Origin of the sequence: Pseudomonas sp. 10B238 (assembly GCF_000970615.1) — a bacterium.
Lineage (GTDB): Bacteria > Pseudomonadota > Gammaproteobacteria > Pseudomonadales > Pseudomonadaceae > Stutzerimonas.
This window is the reverse complement of record NZ_KQ033938.1, coordinates 64,851-81,160: the sequence shown is the minus strand read 5'-3', so window position 1 is coordinate 81,160 and position 16,310 is coordinate 64,851. Positions and strand designations below refer to the sequence as shown.

Genomic DNA, 16,310 nt, shown 5'->3' with positions numbered 1-16,310 from the left:
GTACCGGCGGGCGGGGGTGGTGCGTCGGAACAGTCAGGTGGCGGACCGGGCCTCGGGCTAGTGCTTTGGCTGGCTGAATGGCAGCGAATTGATGCCCGCAACATTGGTATTTCGTGCTCCAGTGAACGCTTGGTCGATGAGCCTGGAAACCTGACGAGCCGAGGTGTTCCAGCAATACCGCGCGACGTTAGCCTTGCCTCGTCGCCGCAGGTCCTGACGTAAGGCGGCGTCGTTGAGGATTCGCTGCATGCTCTGTGCGATGTCCTCCACGTTCAGGGGGTCGAAGTACAGTGCGCTGTCGCCCAGAACCTCCGGAATAGATGCGGCGCGCGCAGCGATGACTGGGCAACCGCAGGCCTGGGCTTCGAGCGGCGGGATGCCGAACCCTTCATACAGCGAAGGAAACACGAAGGCAGTCGCACCCTGGTAGGCCTCGACCAGTTCCTCATCGGTTAGCCTGCCCAGCATGCGAATGCGTCGACTGCCTGGCACATCGTGAAGGCTGCCCGAGAAGATCCGGTTCGAGTCGCCAATGATGCGTAGCTCAACTTCACTCCGACCTTCCATGCTGAGGAATGCCGCCACCATACGGGCGAAATTCTTGTGTGCACTGGGTGACGACACCGCCAGCAGGTAAGGCGCCGCCTCGCGTGGGCATTGCTCTGCGCAAAATGGTTGGAAACGCCCGTCCACGGCGTTCGGCACGACACATATGCTGCTTGCTGGATAACCGTAATGGCTCGCTATTTCCTTTCTGGAAAAGTCGCTGACGGTGATCAAGGCTTTGGTTCGTCCAAGCAATAACGGGGTCAGGTTTCGGTACATGGCTCTGAATGTCCTGGAATAGCTTTCCGGGTGCCTGATGTAAGTTATGTCGTGGTGCGTTGCGATCTGGTTGCCATAGAACAGAGGGGCGGTGTTGCACAGCGAGACCAGGGGGGGGTAGCCGTTGCGTGCCAGCCACAGTGGGAGGTCCAGCTGCTCCCATGCATGCCCTCGGTGTCGGCCAATACGTCGGACCTGCAATTGCTCTGCGCTTTCGTGCAGGCGTATGTCTTCGGGTGCGACGAAGACCAAGTCGTCGCGCATGTCCTTCAGCTGCAGGGAAATCTGTTCAGCGAACCGCTGTACGCCCCGCATGTCCTGGGTCAGGAAGCGAGCATTGATCACGATCATCTTGAGTTCCTTCTGTTCAACGAGTCGAGATGGGTTGCAAGGGCTCGGATCCGACCGAATCAGGTCCGAGGCTAAGGATTTTCGGAAACGCGCTGAGTTCGACGCGGGCGGCGCAGTGATCCGCGTTGCTCGGGCATTGCCAGACGATAGCGGTGGTCCACCCCTTGTCGGGCTGAGCGGTATCCAGCAGTTTCAGGTTGCTGGCTGACTTGCCTGCCGAGGTGATGGTGACCGGGCGGGTCTGGTCTGTAGTACTCCAGGCCACCAGAAGCTGATCTTCGTCGTTGCCGAAGCGCAGCAGAACGCTGTTTCGGGATTCCTCGACCCGGCCCAGGAACTGGTAATCCTTGATGATCGGACTGATCGCTTCGAGCACCTGGTACGCAGGTTTTGGCGAGTAGTCCTGCCTGAGCAGGCCGAAGTTATGTTCCCGTTCGCGCTTGTCGGTGCCGTCGTTGCGGAAGTCGTACCACCAGTATCCGCGCACGTTGGGTAGTGTCCTGGCGAGGAAAAAACTCCGTGCCAGATACGCTGCCTGTAGGGTTTCGTCGATGCCGCAGGCACCTTGGTGCGCAGGCCAGGCCATTTCCGTCAGGTAAAGCGGCACCGGTTTATTGGCGGCACGGGACAGTTCCATGTCGACGCCGGCGAGCCATTCGATCCAGGCTTCCGGTGTGTTCTCCCCTCGACGCCTGCAATGGACGTAGGGGTGCAACGAGAGGCCATCGACCGATTGCATGATTCCGGCTTCGATCAGGCGCAGCGCGAAGCCGGATTCGATGCCCTTCGTGGTCACTGCACCGGCCAGCACTTTGGCGTCCGGGTCATGCTGGCGGATGATGCCCGCAGCATCGGTGATCAGCCGGGCGTAGTCCGCGGTGAACTGCGGATCGACCGGGTCCTCGACATCCCATTCGTTCCAGATCTCGTAGTGCTTGATGCGGCCGCGAAACTGCTCGGCGGTGAACGCCACGTAGCGGTTGAATGCGCTGCGTACCGGTTCGCTGCGTGGCTTCTCGCCGTCGCCGTGAAAGCGATTGCCGTAGCCAAGAATGAACAGGCTGTCGATCCCCTGCGCTTCGTTGCCGGCAAGATACTTAGGCCAGTGCGGTTCCACCTTGAGCTGATCGCGCCTGCGCTCGAGGAAGGCCCAGTGCGCATCGGTGCGCACGGACTCGATGCCAGCTTGTTTCAGCAGCTGCACGCCCTTGCTGCTGCTGTCGCGTAGGTGCAGATCATGCGAGCAGACCCCCAGAATGAACGGGTCCTCAGCTGGCTGTGCCGGTGCCTGCATGGCAAGGACGGTCACAGCGGCGGCAATCGCCAAGCGGTGTAGTGGATGGCGACATTTCATGGCCGGTCGTCCCTAGTCTTTCGCTTGTCGAGTTCAAGGCCGTAGCGCGTTGATACCGAAGCAATCGGGTGATGACGCTCACGCGGCGTCAGGGCATGTGCGATGGCCATGCCGAGGAATAGGGTGGCCGTAGTGACTTCCAGTACGTCGGTTGCCCAGCCAATCAGGATGGTGCAGAAAACGATCCCCAGCAGCGCGTCGCGAATGCGCGGGCCACGGTCATGCAGGCGCAACAGCAGCGGAAACAGCAACAGGTACAGCAGCACGCCGAATACACCGAGCATTCCCCATAGATACAGCGCGGTGTTATCGGCGATGCTCAGCAGCTCCAGCCAGGCCAATGGAAAGGCTGCCGCGCTGCTGCCTACTGCACCGAAACCCGCGCCCCACCAGCCCCAACCTTCATTGGTCACGACGTCGATGAAATTCGGCCAGCTGTGAATCAATCGGTCATTGAAGGACGCCAGCAGGCTGGCGCTATAGGCCTCGCTCTGCGGAATGTTCAATAGCAGGCTGGCGATCGGCAATGCCATTCCGGTCAGCACGGCAATGAAAAATGCCGTGGCGCTGGGCAGGCGATAGCCGGCCAGAAACAACATCATCAGGGTCAGCAGGTAAGCCGCCGCGGTGGACTTATTGGTCGTCAGAAAGATTGCGCCGAAGGCCACCGGGTACAGCGCCACCCGTAACAGCCGCGACTGCAGGAACGCCGCGAGGAACAGGCTGTACAAGGCGATCATCACGGCCAGGTTGGTCGACATCCTGGCGAACCCGGCGAGACGGTCGGTACTGCCGAAGGCCCATGATTTGTTAGCGGTCAACTCGACGTCGCCCATCATGTAGCTGTAGCCCTTCCACGGCACGCTGGTGAACATGTCCAGCGCAATACCGAGCAGGGACGCGACCAGGCACAGGCCGATTACCCAACTGAGCAGGCGGGTCCTCTGTTCCAGGTAGCCGCCGCAGAACAAGCCGAACAGCAGCGGAATGTAGATGAACAGACTGAAGCCGACATTGCCGAGCGTGGCGCCGTGCAGCAGCGCGAACAGGCTCGAGACCAGCACAGCAAACAGCACCAGCCACACGCCGGGTTTGCTTTGCGTCCTGGGTAATTCCAACGCAACCGCGGCGACGCAGGCCAGCTTTGGTAGGTAGAGCAGGGCGGACACGCCAGCAACATCCAGGTAGTAGCGAAGTGCGCCGGCAAAGGTTTCGCTGATCAGCAGCGAGGCCGCGATCAGCGTGAGCACGGTGGGTTTGTCAATCGCCAGCGGTCTCGACCTGCGGTGCGAAATGGTCAGCGAATTCGGGTTCATCGTGGGCGCTCCGGCCGTGCAGCGTGGAATACAGGATCGACTGGTACTGATCGAGCATTCGTTCCGTATCTAAGAAGGCGGCGACGCTATCGCGTGCCTGGCTGGACAATCGATGGCGCAGGCCGCTGTCCAGATAGAGCTTGAGCATCGCCCTGCCGAGGGAGTCGGGATCGGTCGGCGTGCACAACAAGCCATTCAGGTTGTCCCGGATGATCTCCGGCAGGCCGCCCATGTTCGTAGCGATGACGGGCAGATGCTGTGCGCAGGCCTCGACCGCCACCAGCCCGAAAGGCTCAGCCCAGATTGACGGTACGACCAGTACATCGATCCCCTGCATGAAGCGTTCTGAAGGCTGATAGCCGACGAACCTCACTTTGGAAGGGTCGGCCAGCTCGTTGAGCTTCGCTTCGTAATCCAGCTTGCCGCGACCGGCGATTTCCAGCGTGGCGTTGATGGACAGCGCCTGGAACTGCTCGATCAGCCAGCCCACACCCTTGTTTTCAGACAGCGTGCCGATGTAACCGAAGCGCAGCAGGCCGCTGTGATGCAGGCGTGGCTCGGCCGAGTGGCTGTGGCTGGAGTCGACGCAGTTGTGCACTACATGCTGGCTGGCCCGGCTGAAGTAGCCCTCGGCCGTTATTCGATCGAGGACGAAACGACTCACACCGATGACCGCCGCGACCTGAGCCGACGCAGCAGCATGCGGCTGGCGAAAGGCCGAACACATGCCACACTGGCGCTCGCAGCTACGGCCCTTGCTGAACATGGTGTCCTTGGGACAAAGCAGATAAAGGTCGTGCAGCACCTGAACGATCGGTAGCCCGGCCGCGCTGATCTCATCCCAGGCCGATATCGACCACCCGGTGAGGTTGTTACACACCACAACGTCAGGCCGTTCATGCTCGATGACCTGGCGCACATGCCGCCGCATGCTGCGGTTGTAACGGTCTCGATAGTGCCAACCGAGCCGCAACAGTCGGCTGGGACGGGACTGGGTGAAATGCCAATAGAAGTTATCCAGCCCGGCTCGGTAGATCCGCACGCCGTCGAGCTCTTCTTCGTGCAGCCCGGCCTCTGGTCCGGTCGCCAGGACGACGGTGTCGCAGCCACGACGCTGGAGCCCTTCGGCGATCTGGCGGACGACGATTTCGGCGCCACCGCCGATATGGGGCGCATACAAACTGTGTAGAACTAGAACTTTCATGGTGTGCCCCTCGATGAGCCGTCAATCCGCTCGACAGGCCAGCGCTAGGCCAGGAAGGGCGGCGGTGCTGCAGAGGTAGCGCGTGGGCACACGGACCTTTTGTTCACGCTGCAACAGGTTCAGCAAGATCACCGAACGCTTCTCGCCGTCAGCGCTGACAAAGATCGCCTCGAGCTCGTTGAAGCTGCCACTGTGCAGCTGCACCTTTTCGCCTGGTTCGAACTGCGGCTTCTGGGAAGGGGCCGCCAGGCGTTGGCGCAGCTGCTCGATCAGCTCGTCTCTGACCGGCGTCGGCTCGCTACCGAAGGCCACCACTCGGGCGACGCCGCGAGTGGAGCGGATCGGGTACCAGTTATCCAGCTGCCGATCGAGACGGATGAACAGGTAGCCCGGAAAGAGCGCTTCGTCCGCCTTTCCGTTCCCTGCGGCGTTTGGCTTCACTGGCCGGTAGCACTCGAAGTGCTGACGTCGAAGATTGTCTTCGGCGCGGCTTTCCTGGCGGGGTTTGGTCTGGATCAGGTACCAGCGAGCGCTGCTGAGCGAGGTCATATGAACTGCCTTCCGTAGTGAAAATTTCAATGTCCGTTCTGTCGACGTCATGCGCCTTGCAACATGGCCGACTGCTCTATTCCCTCGACCAGAGAAAAGCGTTTGAGCAGTGCCTGCGCTTCGCTTCGGCTGTTGAACATCAATACGTCGATGATCGACAGCGAGGGCACGAAGGGATGGTTGAACTGCGGATAGCTCAAGTCATCCATGCGCAAAAAGCGCAGCACCAGTCCGTTCGATCTGAAGTAGGCAGGACAGTAGAGCGCCGTGCCGCCAATGGGGTTGATGTACAGCTCGGCGTTCATCTTGTGGGCGATGGTGACGACGCGTTCCTGCTTGTCCATGCGTGCCGGCAAGCCCAACTCCGAGCCGATGCGGATAGGCGTTGCGATCTGCAGATAGGCGCAGATCCGCCGAATGGAGTTTTCGATGAAGCGCGCCAGGTTGCGTTCCGGATGAGCCAGAATCTGGCGCACCAGCGTTATCACCTCGGTCTTGTGTGGTGCGCGTGAGTAGCTCAGCTCCAGCGTTTTCAACAGTTTCTGAGCTTCCTGCTCGAACTCGTCGCATAGCCAGCGCTGGTTGATCGGGGAGAACTGGCTGGCTTTGCGCAACGGGAACGTGATCAGTTTTGGCTGCCCGTTCGCCAGCACGCGGTTACGGTTAATCCAGGAGCCCTTGACGTACTGAAGGTCGTCGCCCAGCACAAAGACATCGCTGCGCGCGATCAGCTGGAAATAGCCAAGGTAGGGGAACAGGTAGGGCTGCATCATCGAGACGGTTCTGAGCACGGGCTTATCCCTCGCGTGTGTCAGGCTTTTTGAGAATAGCTGTAGTAACCGTAGGCCCCGGTCTCGTAGGCGGAGCTCGAGGCCCTGCGTTTGACGCCGTTGAGGATGGCGCCCTTGAGCAGTACGCCGTTCTGCGCCAAGCGTCGCTTGGAGGCTTCGACCTGGCCGGCGGTGCTCAGCCCATAACGGGCCACCAACAGGCAGGTGCCGGCCTGTTGTGCAACCAGGACGGCATCCGTTACCGCCAACACCGGTGGTGTATCGACGATCACGAAGTCGTATTCACGCTCGGCTTCTTTCAGCAACCGGGCGAAGTTCTCGTGCATCAAGAGTTCTGAGGGGTTGGGCGCGGAATGCCCGCTAGCGATGAAATGCAGGTTGGCCTGATCGGTCTTGTTGACTACCGCGGCGAGTTGCAAACCGCTGGCCAGGGCGTCGGACAAACCGTTGCGCGGCCCCAGGCCGAACATGCCGGCCAGGTAGCCGCGCCGCATGTCGGCATCGATCAGAAGCACGCGCTGACCGGCCTGGGCGATGACCGAGGCCAGATTGCTGGCGACGAAGGATTTGCCCACCGAGGGTGTTGGGCTGGTGATGACCAGTACCTGATTGCGTGCCTCGAGCATGGCGAATTTCAGGCTTGTGCGCAGGCTGCGGAGAGATTCGATCGCCAGGTCGGCCGGATCGGCGCGACCCAGCAGCTTGCTTCGGCCATCGCGGATTTTCCGCAACCGGTACAGGTGCTCCTGTTTCGGCGAGAAGGGCAACGCCGCATACACGGGAGTACCCAGATGTTCGATGGTTTCGGGGCTTTCAATACCGCGATAGAACACCTGTCGCAACAAGATCACCATCGCCGACACCAGCAGCCCGACGAAGATCGCAACCAGTACCACCAGGGGCTTGATCGGCTTGGCCGGTTTTTCCACCACCGCGTAGGCGCTGTCGATGATGCGCACGTTGCCGATGGTGCCCGCACGCAGGATGTCCTGCTCTTGTGCCTTGTCCAATAGCAGCGTGTAGGTGCGAGTGGTGACCTGCATGTCGCGGTTCAGGCGCAGGAGTTCCTGCTGCGTCATCGGCAGGGTGTCGATTTTCCCCATCAGCGCGGCTTTCTGCGCCTGCAACTGGCCGATCTTCTTCATCAGCGTCTGGTAGGTCGGGTGTTCCGGCGTGTAGAGCTGGTTGTATTCAGTGCGCTTGAGGTTGTGCTCGGAGATCTGGGATTCCAGCGCGACGATCTGATCGAGCACGCCCTTGGTCTCGATGCTGATATCCACCGACTGGGCGCTGGTCTGATAGTCGTTGAGGGCGGCTTCGGCCTTTTCCAGCTCCTTGCGCACTAACGGCACCTGAGTCCGCAGAAACTCCAGGCGCTGGGCTGCTTCGGCGGAGCTGCGTTCGATGTTCTGCAGCACGTAGAGTCGACTGATCTTATCGAGGACGCGATTGGCTTTCTCCGAATCCGGATCCTCCAGCGTGAGATAGATAATTCCGGAGTCCTTGCCGGCTTCCCCCACTTTCAGTCGCTTCTGGTAGTCCAGCGCGGTGGTCTGCGGGCGGCTGCGCACGACGATGAACTCGGTGCCGGGACGGGCCTTGAGTTCGGCGATCTGTACCCGAAAACCGTCGTGCTGCACGGCTTCGTTGGTCTTGCCAGTCAGCAGCAGCTTTTCATCAGCGTCGTACAGACGGTATGAGCCGGCAGTGCCTGCACGTAGCAGCATTTTCTCGCCCAGGTAGGCTTCCGGCACGTCCAGCTGGAAGATGTCTAGCTTCTCTCCGCCCCAAGCGTAGCTGTCCATTCCCAGTATCGGCGCAGCCAGCTCGCCGTCTTCTAGGGGATCGTGTTGGCGGGCCAGGTAGCTGCCAAGCAGCGGGACGTACTTAGGCCGTGTGGTGATGTACAACTTTAGATCATTGACGGTGCTTCCCAGCACAGCACGGGATTTGATCAGCTCTATTTCGGTGATTGCCTGGGATACCGAGTTCGGCCGGGGCACGGCTTCCGGAATGCCGGTGATACCCGCCTTCTTCGGCTCGATCTGGATCATCGCGGTGGCTTCGTAGATGGGCGTGGCGACGATGGCATAGGCGACGCCGAGCAGCGCGAAGAGGGTGGTGATGGTGAAAATAAGACGCTTGTGATCGAACGCCACGCGCAGAATGCGCGCCAGATCGATCCTGTTATCGCCGTCGTAGTCCAGCGAAGAGCGGGCCATTGCAGTCATTGCGGGTTCCTTCCTTGAGTGTTGCGCCATCGGTGCAGCAGCGGGCGTGAAGGCCAGGTGTTCGTCAGACACCTGGGGTCAGCCTGCGTAAAAGATTGATGCTGATGTTCTGGAAGACCTGGCCCAGCGCCTGGAGCTTGCTGAGCGGGGAGATCGAAGCGAGTACCTGAGCGAACACCTGGATCATGAAGTACTCGTAAAGTGACGAATCGCCGATGCGCTGGTAGTAACGCGCGAGGTTGTAATAGGCGTGCGTGGTCATCTGGATGCGTTGCTTGCTGCTGCGCATCGAGAAGATGCCGCCTTCGTGCACCCGGTAGGCCGCAGGTTTGATCTCTTCGATGAACTTGCCCTTGCCATGAGCACCAAGCAATGACCACCAACAGATGTCCAGAACCTCGACACCGTGCAGCTCCGGCGGAAGCTCATGCAGCAGATTGCGAAAGCAGACGGTCAGGGTTGAAATCGGGCGCGCCTGTTTCAGCTGTAGAGCGCTCGCGTCCTTTCGATATTTGCCGGTCAGATGAGGGGTACGGACGACGCCCTGACTGTTGAACATGAATGCATCGTGATAGGTCATCACGTAGTCGCGATGTTTTTCGAGGAAGTCCACCTGGATCTGCAGCTTGCGTGGGTCCGTCCAGTAATCATCCCCTTCGCAATAGGCGATGTACCTGCCGCTGGCCTGAGCGAACAGGCGCGTGCTGAACGGCACCCCTAGGCTGTACTGGTTCTCCCGCTGATAGATCGGCTTGATCAGGTTCGGGTAGCGCGCGGCGTATTCACGGATGATTGCCGTGGTGCTGTCCGTCGAGGCGTCGTCATGGACGATCACCTCGAATGGGAAATCGGTTTCCTGCCGGATGAATCCTTCCAGCGTTTCCTTTATGAACGCTGCATGGTTGTAGGTCAGGCAGATGATGCTCAGCAGGGGAGATCGTTGATTGCCCCACGCTGCCATGACGTCCTGTTCGGTTTTCGATTGGGTATCCATTTCAAACGCTCGACTTGGTCATCATTACGTAAAGCCGCATCACTACCGGCCTGGAGGTGAAGGCCACCAGCGTCAGGCAGATCAGCCCGCTGACCGCCAGCCCTAGAAGAATGTCGAATCGGTTTTCGCTGGCGATGGCGGCGAACACCGGTTCGCCGATCAGCAGACCCAGGCCGGTCATGGCCGTGATACGCAACAGATCTTGTAGCCAGGGTCGACGCAGGCCGGCACCGAAGCGCTTGTGCACCATCGACGGCCAAATCAGAAAGGTCAGCATGCGTAGCCCGAACCAGGCCAGCGCTGCGCCGTACACGCCATGCTCAAGGGTTGCGTAAATGACCACGGGAATGCTCAGCACTGCACTGACCAAGCTGAACCACACATGGAGGCGCAGCTGACCGTAGGCGTATTGCAGATAGAACTGAAAGGCGGTGACGGCCATGATCGCGCTGCCGACCACGTACCAAGGCAGTATATGGCGGCTCCATTTCGCTGCCTCTGCGTCACCGGTCCAGGCGAAAACCAGGTCGGCGGCGTGAAATGCGATCACGCCGGCCAAGGGAAACAATAGGCTGCAGACGAACCGGGTCGCGTTCAGGTAGAGCGCCTGCATATCGGCGATCCGGTCTTCAGCAACGAGCATCGTCATCCGCGGCAGCAGCGTCTGCACCAATGGATTGGTCAACGTCATGATGCCGGTCGCCATCAGCGCGACCAGCGAGAAATAGCCGTACTCTTTAAGCGGTAGCACGTTGGACAGCAGCACCTTGTCCAGCTGCGTCAGGACGATCCACAGCACCGAGGTCAGCGAAATGCCAGCAGCGAAGGGCAGAACCGGCTTGACCACTGCCCAGTTGAAGCCGGTCAGCAGCTTCGGATTGGGCATCAAACTGTAGGCCTTGACGGCGAAGATAAGGGTTTCGAGCAGTCCGACAGCGGCCTGGAAGACAAAGAAGTCCTGCGGGTTCTGGCTGATATTGGCCACCAGAAACAGCCCACCGAAATAGCGCAGCGTGGCGACGATGACATTTGCGCTATTCAGCCATGCATGTAGCTCAAGGCCTTGCAGACCACTCTTGTAGAGGGTGGCGTAGAGCTTGAGGCCGATCATCAAGCCCATCAGGCTGATGCAATGGACGATCGTGGCGCTGCTTAGCTCCTCTGCCTGCAACCATTGGTGAGCGATCCAACCACTGGCGAAATGGATGCTGAGCGCGGTGAGCAGTGCCAGCGGCAGGAAGATGAGTTCGAACGAACGCAGCAGTTGTCCCGGTTCGTAGCGTTGCGCCGCGGAGCCGTTACGACCGCGGAAATGCGCTATTTGACGAACCAACGAAGGGGACAGGCCAGCGTCCAGCAGCTGCAGCCAGGCCTGCAGGACTGCGAAAAAGCCGATCAGGCCATAGGCCTCGGCGCCCAGGTGCCCGAGATAGAAGGGCAGGATCAGAATGCCGATGAGCATGGCGTACGCTTGGCCTGCGTAGCTAAGGCCGGTGTTGCGAAGCATCGATAGATTTCGATCGGACATGTCGTCAGCCGTTCTGATTGAGTCAGTAAATGCGCTTGTACGCTGGGGCTGGCGCGCTTAAACGGTCTTCCAGCAACAGACTGGCAGCGACCTGAGGCCAGACGCGTTCGGTGGCCAGGCGGCAGCCCTGCGATGACTGATTCAATAGCGTTTCGATAACCGTGTTTTGGACGTGCCGTGGCAGGCCCGGGTAGATCGGCAGGCACAGCACCCGGCGACTCAGGGCGCGGGACTCGGTTTGTGGGATCTGCGGCTGCACGTAGCTGAGTGTGTCTAACGAGGGGTAGAAGTAGCGCCTCGGGTTGATGCCCTTGTTCTTAAGCGCCGCCCGACACTGCAGCAGTTGGTTTTCATCCGTCAGGGCTATCGGGAAGTAGCTGTGGTTGCGTTGTGAGTACGGCTGCTGGCGCTGCAAGTCGAAATGATCACCGAGCTGTCGTTCGTAGCGGCTGGCGATTTCCTCTCGCTGCTCCAGAATCAACGCCATCTCGTCGAGGATGCACAGGCCCATTGCGGCGGCAAATTCGTTGAGTTTGGCGTTGATACCGATGCCGTCGATGATGTCGGTGTCGACAATGCCGAAGTTGCAGAGCAAGCGAATCCTTTCCGCCAAGGCGTCATCATTGGTAACGATGGCGCCGCCCTCGATGGTGTGGAACAGCTTGGTAGCGTGAAAGCTGAGCGTGCTGATGTCGCCCCAGTTGAATACCGACTGGTCCTTGTAGCGGACGCTGAACGCGTGGGCGCCGTCGTAGATCACCTTCAGGCGATGCCGCTGTGCAACCTGCGCGATAGTCTCAACGTCGCACGCATTGCCGAAGACATGGGTGGCCACGATCGCTTGGGTGTCGCCCTCGATCCTCGCTTCGATCGCCTTGGGATCCAGGTTCCAGGTGGCCTTGTCGATGTCCGCGAATATCGGCCGGACGCCCTCCCACTGCAGCGAACTGGTGGTGGCGACGAAGCTGAACGGAGTTGTGATGGCGCTGCCGGAGAGATTCAGTGCTCGATAAGCAATCTGCAGCGCCAAGGTTCCGTTGTTGGTCAGGATGATATTCCTGACACCCAGGTAATCGCGCAGCCGCTCCTCCAGCTCAGTCACCAGCGGACCATGATTGGTCAACCAACCGGATGCGTAGATGCTGTCGACGTAGCCCAGGAATTTGGTTTTATTGCCCAGATACGATTTGGTGACATTGATCATCTCGATGTCCTTATCGGTCGTCACATCGGATAGCAGACGCAAAAAAGTGCGTCTGTGAGATCACGCAGTAGGTTGCGTGCCCAGGGCTGTTGCGCGTCGTGCCCGACGCTGGTTCAGCTTGAGGATCATGCGGGTCGCGAAGCTACCGGCGTGGGGATCGCCATAGTGGAAGATGGCTGTTGCGCGGCGGTGGGAGGGATCGCAGGGTTCGTTCGCATGCAGTGTGCGGTAGCCCCAGAACAGATAGAGGTTGCCCGGGACAAGTTGAAGCTTTTCGGGTCGCAAAAGCTTGTGGCGGATGGCCGAGCTGATCAGTTTTCGACTCAGTGCGTTCTGCAATAACGCTTTTTCCACAACGTTAATCAGGACATTGGAGCGTATGCGGCGACCATTGGGGAACAGAATGAGATCACCCCGATCGACCCCGTCTTGAGGAATTTCGATGGGCAGTAGTGCGGTGACCAGACTGGCGTCGTAGTGAAAGCAATTGGACTCGCGCCGGCCTGAGGTCCCCTGCACACAGCGCAGGACTTTAAGTATTTCATCGCTATAAGCGGCTTGCCCTGCGCCCGCCTGATAGACACTTGCCAACATATTCCGAAACTCTGGCGAAGCGCCTAGCGCGCCCAATAGACAACTTTCTATTTCGCCGCCACCATGATGAGCGAAATAACTTCCTTTATGTTTTTCGGCCTCGACCCGGACGCTTTCTTGAAGCGATGCCAGTTGTTCGTTTGATAGGAAGTTGGTAATGCAGGAGCTTCCTTTGTTGTTTATTTCGCTGGTAATTAGCTGAAGGGCTGACGCTTCCAAGTTGCGAAAAGATGTATTCACGATGCACTCCAGTTGGATAATACAGTCGAGTAAGCGCTTTTAGTCAGGTATTAGGAAAGTCAAATCTGCTCGACAACGGTATTGGCTGGTGCAGATGGCATTACCGTTGAGAAAACTATGAGCCCAAGTAGCGCTGCATAGACTTCCCGCTAACGTAATTCGTCCTGGCGAACCTACCGCCACCAGCTGCTTAGGCGCCTGTGGCCCTGTCTGCGTTGTTGTTGAACCAGAGTGGCTGGCTCCGCAGTAGGCTTCAGGCAGAGCTACCGCACTCGGCTAGAATTCGAGATAAGCATCAAAGTATTTATTGTCGCAGGCAGCCCAGCTACAACTGGGGGAAACGCCATCCATGTGCATCAGCGCAGTACCGGCTTCCTTTGGTTTGCCGCCCTAAATGAACTGCCGCTGATTTATGTGATGTAGTTAACATTCAGAACCTGACGGCAGTCAAGATCCGAAACAAAAAATAAATGCACCAACGGGGTGCTTTATCTCAATTCATTGATAGCAAAGGGAGTTCTTACTCTGATAGGCAGGCGAAGGTCGGGAGGGGCTTAGTTTGGCTCAATCTTCGGAACTAATCCGTTTGATCTACGACCATTTGCGCAACAAATAGATGTGCGCTGAAAGCTTCTTCATTTATTCCGAAAAATTAAAAGAAGGGGCGGGTTTTATATGCGAGATAAGTTATTTATGAGGCAAAGCGAACAGCAAAAAAAAAGGCCACTCAATGAGTGACCTTCTATTTGGTTGCGGGAGCCGGATTTGAACCGACGACCTTCGGGTTATGAGCCCGACGAGCTACCAGACTGCTCCATCCCGCGTCTGTGGGCGGCATTCTACAGGCTGACGAACCCGTGTCAACCTTCCGCGGCGATAAAGCGTTTTATTTTCAGGTGGTTAGCCAGGTTGGCTGGCTTGGCACAACGAGCTGAGCACATCCACTCAGGCGTCATGCAGCGATACAAACGAAAAAGGCCACTCGATTGAGTGGCCTTTTCGTATTTGGTTGCGGGAGCCGGATTTGAACCGACGACCTTCGGGTTATGAGCCCGACGAGCTACCAGACTGCTCCATCCCGCGTCTGTGGGCGGCATTCTACAGGCTGACGAACCCGTGTCAACCTTCCGCGGCGATAAAGCGTTTTATTTTCAGGTGGTTAGCCAGGTTGGCTGGCTTGGCACAACGAGCTGAGCACATCCACTCAGGCGTCATGCAGCGATACAAACGAAAAAGGCCACTCGATTGAGTGGCCTTTTCGTATTTGGTTGCGGGAGCCGGATTTGAACCGACGACCTTCGGGTTATGAGCCCGACGAGCTACCAGACTGCTCCATCCCGCGTCTGTGGGCGGCATTCTACATCTTTCGGTTGATCTGTCACGGTTTTATTGCCAAACGGACAATCTTTCGTCAGGCAGTTAGCGAAACATGCGCGGCGTGGGGCTCGGACGAGGGGGGCTGGTGTCGAGCCGGTCGTGCGCTAGGGGACGCTTTGTGATGGTGACGCGCGATTCGCAGCATGCCCCAAAGCATTGCCAGGGCGGCTGCACTCCAGCCAATCACAATCAGAAGAATTACCAGTGGCGGTGTGATCATCGTTGGATTCCTTTCTAACTAGACATCATCTGCTCTCGATGTAGTGGACCGCGAAATGCAAACAACGGTTCCGCTTTCCATCTGTCGGCAACGTGGACCTATGCCGGCAGCCGGCTGCCTAAATGGCTGGGAGCGACTCGAATAGAGGAGAAGGGTATGCGGAGCTATTTGCCTATCGCGCTGGTAGCGGCGCTTGCAGCTACAGCTACGGCAACAGCTGGAGTCACAATGCCAGGCCCCGTTCAGCTGGCGCAGAACTCGGGCTCGGTCGATCGAACCCTAGGTAATGGGTCTATGGGCACCGGTGCGGGTATCGAACGACTACCGGAAGATTCCGAGAAGGATCGCAAAGTACCCGACCAGCGACCGCAGCAGGCGTATGAGCAATCCAATCATGGCGACACGGATACCGATATGGAGCATCGCCCGCGCCGGACATTGGGCGATCGAGATCAGGATTGATCGCCCCGTTTTATGAGCCGATAACGGCAAAAGGAAAATGTCGTCGCCCGATGCTGCCTCCACTGCTGCTAGCCTCGACGAGATCATCCATCGTCAGTGGTGGTGCTGCTGTGACAGGTCGCCGGACAGCAGCTTTTGCTTACGTTGGAGACCGATTGCGTGTCGCGCTGCGATGTTCAAATTTGCCTGTTGATGGAACAGCTACAACAGGCTGCCCGAATGGAAGGGAAGGAGCGCGCTTTGCTTGACTGCCAGAGCGCCCAAGCCGGGTGGTCGTCCCCTATTGGCTTGCCATGATTTGCAAAATTGGGCAAACGAAGGCTAGCACTGGCGCTTGGCTCCTCCTCAGGTCGCCCCAACAGATAGCCCTGAACCAGGTCGATGCCCATATCTGAAAGGACGTGCAGTTCCTCACTCAGCTCGATGCCTTCCGCGATGACCTGAGCCTGTGACGCTCTGGCTATCTTCATGATCGATTCGACAAACTCGCGCTTCACGGCGTCGCGGTGAAGGCCGTCTATGAAGTAGCGGTCAATCTTGACGTAATCGGGGCGCAGCTCCGACCACATGCGCAGGCTGGAATAGCCAGCACCGAGGTCGTCCAGAGCGATGGAAAAGCCCATGTCACGGTAGTGATGCAAGGCTGCACGCAGCAGCTCGAAATCGTCGGTGGGCGTCTGCTCCGTAAGTTCGATCACCACCTTGTCGGCAGAGATGCCGTATTGATGCAGTAACTCTAGAGTGCGGCCCGGCTTGTGCTTAGCATCCAACAACGTTTCCGGAGACACGTTGAGGAACAGTTTGCTCTGCAGCTGCTGCTGGCTGTAGCGACGACAGGCGTTCTCGCGACAGGTCATTTCCAGCTCATTGAGTCGGCCGGCATGTCGAGCTGCTGCGAGCAGGTTGATAGGGGAGTGTAGCGAGGTGTTCGATGGCCCTCGTGTCAGCGCTTCGTATCCGAGGATCAGTCGTTCGGAAAGCGACACGATGGGCTGGAACAGGCTGGTAACGCTGCCGTGAGCAAGGATGGAATCCAGCGTGCTCAACTGCTCGGTAACGGTCATGATGGT

General features: G+C 58.6%; 12 protein-coding genes, 3 tRNA genes and 1 pseudogene. 1 reads left to right on the top strand and 15 read right to left on the bottom strand.

All coding sequences use genetic code 11. The annotated features are described in order from the left end of the window. Positions 1 to 57: 57 nt before the first annotated feature. From RT21_RS17760 to RT21_RS17695, 14 genes are all read right to left on the bottom strand, one after another. Positions 58 to 1,176: a glycosyltransferase family 4 protein gene (locus RT21_RS17760; protein ID WP_046163782.1), complete on the bottom strand. Its 1,119-nt coding sequence runs from the start codon at positions 1,174 to 1,176 to the stop codon at positions 58 to 60. Between the two features lie 16 nt (positions 1,177 to 1,192). Beyond that, on the bottom strand, positions 1,193 to 2,530 hold the full coding sequence (locus RT21_RS17755) for a hypothetical protein (protein ID WP_046163781.1): 1,338 nt from the start codon (positions 2,528 to 2,530) through the stop codon (positions 1,193 to 1,195). Next, a complete protein-coding gene (locus tag RT21_RS17750) occupies positions 2,527 to 3,846 on the bottom strand; it encodes a membrane protein (protein WP_046163780.1) in 1,320 nt (439 codons plus the stop codon). The genes RT21_RS17755 and RT21_RS17750 overlap by 4 nt, the downstream gene beginning before the upstream one ends. Next, positions 3,791 to 5,050, bottom strand: a complete 1,260-nt coding sequence (locus RT21_RS17745; protein WP_046163779.1) for a glycosyltransferase family 4 protein — start codon at positions 5,048 to 5,050, stop codon at positions 3,791 to 3,793. The genes RT21_RS17750 and RT21_RS17745 overlap by 56 nt, the downstream gene beginning before the upstream one ends. Positions 5,051 to 5,071: 21 nt before the next feature. Further along, a complete protein-coding gene (gene rfaH, locus RT21_RS17740; RefSeq protein ID WP_046163778.1) occupies positions 5,072 to 5,599 on the bottom strand; it encodes a transcription/translation regulatory transformer protein RfaH in 528 nt (175 codons plus the stop codon). 47 nt (positions 5,600 to 5,646) lie between these two features. Further along, entirely contained in the window at positions 5,647 to 6,390 is a 744-nt protein-coding gene (locus tag RT21_RS17735) for a WbqC family protein (RefSeq protein WP_046163777.1), read from the bottom strand. 20 nt (positions 6,391 to 6,410) lie between these two features. Further along, on the bottom strand, positions 6,411 to 8,621 hold the full coding sequence (locus tag RT21_RS17730; protein WP_046163776.1) for a polysaccharide biosynthesis tyrosine autokinase: 2,211 nt from the start codon (positions 8,619 to 8,621) through the stop codon (positions 6,411 to 6,413). Between the two features lie 64 nt (positions 8,622 to 8,685). After that, positions 8,686 to 9,615 carry a glycosyltransferase family 2 protein gene (locus RT21_RS17725; protein WP_046163775.1) on the bottom strand — a complete coding sequence of 310 codons (930 nt, stop codon included), beginning with the start codon at positions 9,613 to 9,615 and terminating at the stop codon, positions 8,686 to 8,688. 1 nt (position 9,616) lies between these two features. Further along, positions 9,617 to 11,143, bottom strand: a complete 1,527-nt coding sequence (locus RT21_RS17720; protein WP_046163774.1) for a lipopolysaccharide biosynthesis protein — start codon at positions 11,141 to 11,143, stop codon at positions 9,617 to 9,619. 22 nt (positions 11,144 to 11,165) lie between these two features. Then, positions 11,166 to 12,347, bottom strand: a complete 1,182-nt coding sequence (locus tag RT21_RS17715) for a DegT/DnrJ/EryC1/StrS family aminotransferase (protein ID WP_046163773.1) — start codon at positions 12,345 to 12,347, stop codon at positions 11,166 to 11,168. A gap of 60 nt (positions 12,348 to 12,407) precedes the next feature. Beyond that, positions 12,408 to 13,181, bottom strand: a complete 774-nt coding sequence (locus RT21_RS17710; protein ID WP_046163772.1) for a hypothetical protein — start codon at positions 13,179 to 13,181, stop codon at positions 12,408 to 12,410. A 747-nt stretch (positions 13,182 to 13,928) separates the two neighbouring features. Beyond that, a tRNA-Met gene (locus tag RT21_RS17705) sits at positions 13,929 to 14,005 on the bottom strand. 182 nt (positions 14,006 to 14,187) lie between these two features. Then, positions 14,188 to 14,264 (bottom strand) — tRNA-Met (locus RT21_RS17700). A gap of 182 nt (positions 14,265 to 14,446) precedes the next feature. Then, positions 14,447 to 14,523, bottom strand: a tRNA-Met gene (locus RT21_RS17695). A 483-nt stretch (positions 14,524 to 15,006) separates the two neighbouring features. Between RT21_RS17695 and RT21_RS17690 the strand changes: the two genes are divergently transcribed. Beyond that, on the top strand, positions 15,007 to 15,240 hold the full coding sequence (locus RT21_RS17690) for a hypothetical protein (RefSeq protein WP_052724763.1): 234 nt from the start codon (positions 15,007 to 15,009) through the stop codon (positions 15,238 to 15,240). A gap of 308 nt (positions 15,241 to 15,548) precedes the next feature. Here the strand turns inward: RT21_RS17690 and RT21_RS17685 are convergent. After that, positions 15,549 to 16,304, bottom strand: a pseudogene (locus tag RT21_RS17685) (EAL domain-containing protein); the annotation flags it as partial. Positions 16,305 to 16,310 lie beyond the last annotated feature (6 nt).

Excerpts from the sequence above, each read along its gene's own strand:
- RT21_RS17760 (WP_046163782.1), bottom strand. The coding sequence starts at position 1,176 with ATGATCGTGATCAATGCTCGCTTCCTGACCCAGGACATGCGGGGCGTA.
- RT21_RS17755 (WP_046163781.1), bottom strand. The coding sequence starts at position 2,530 with ATGAAATGTCGCCATCCACTACACCGCTTGGCGATTGCCGCCGCTGTG.
- RT21_RS17750 (WP_046163780.1), bottom strand. The coding sequence starts at position 3,846 with ATGAACCCGAATTCGCTGACCATTTCGCACCGCAGGTCGAGACCGCTG.
- RT21_RS17745 (WP_046163779.1), bottom strand. The coding sequence starts at position 5,050 with ATGAAAGTTCTAGTTCTACACAGTTTGTATGCGCCCCATATCGGCGGT.
- rfaH (WP_046163778.1), bottom strand. The coding sequence starts at position 5,599 with ATGACCTCGCTCAGCAGCGCTCGCTGGTACCTGATCCAGACCAAACCC.
- RT21_RS17730 (WP_046163776.1), bottom strand. The coding sequence starts at position 8,621 with ATGACTGCAATGGCCCGCTCTTCGCTGGACTACGACGGCGATAACAGG.
- RT21_RS17725 (WP_046163775.1), bottom strand. The coding sequence starts at position 9,615 with ATGGATACCCAATCGAAAACCGAACAGGACGTCATGGCAGCGTGGGGC.
- RT21_RS17720 (WP_046163774.1), bottom strand. The coding sequence starts at position 11,143 with ATGTCCGATCGAAATCTATCGATGCTTCGCAACACCGGCCTTAGCTAC.
- RT21_RS17715 (WP_046163773.1), bottom strand. The coding sequence starts at position 12,347 with ATGATCAATGTCACCAAATCGTATCTGGGCAATAAAACCAAATTCCTG.
- RT21_RS17690 (WP_052724763.1), top strand. The coding sequence starts at position 15,007 with ATGCCAGGCCCCGTTCAGCTGGCGCAGAACTCGGGCTCGGTCGATCGA.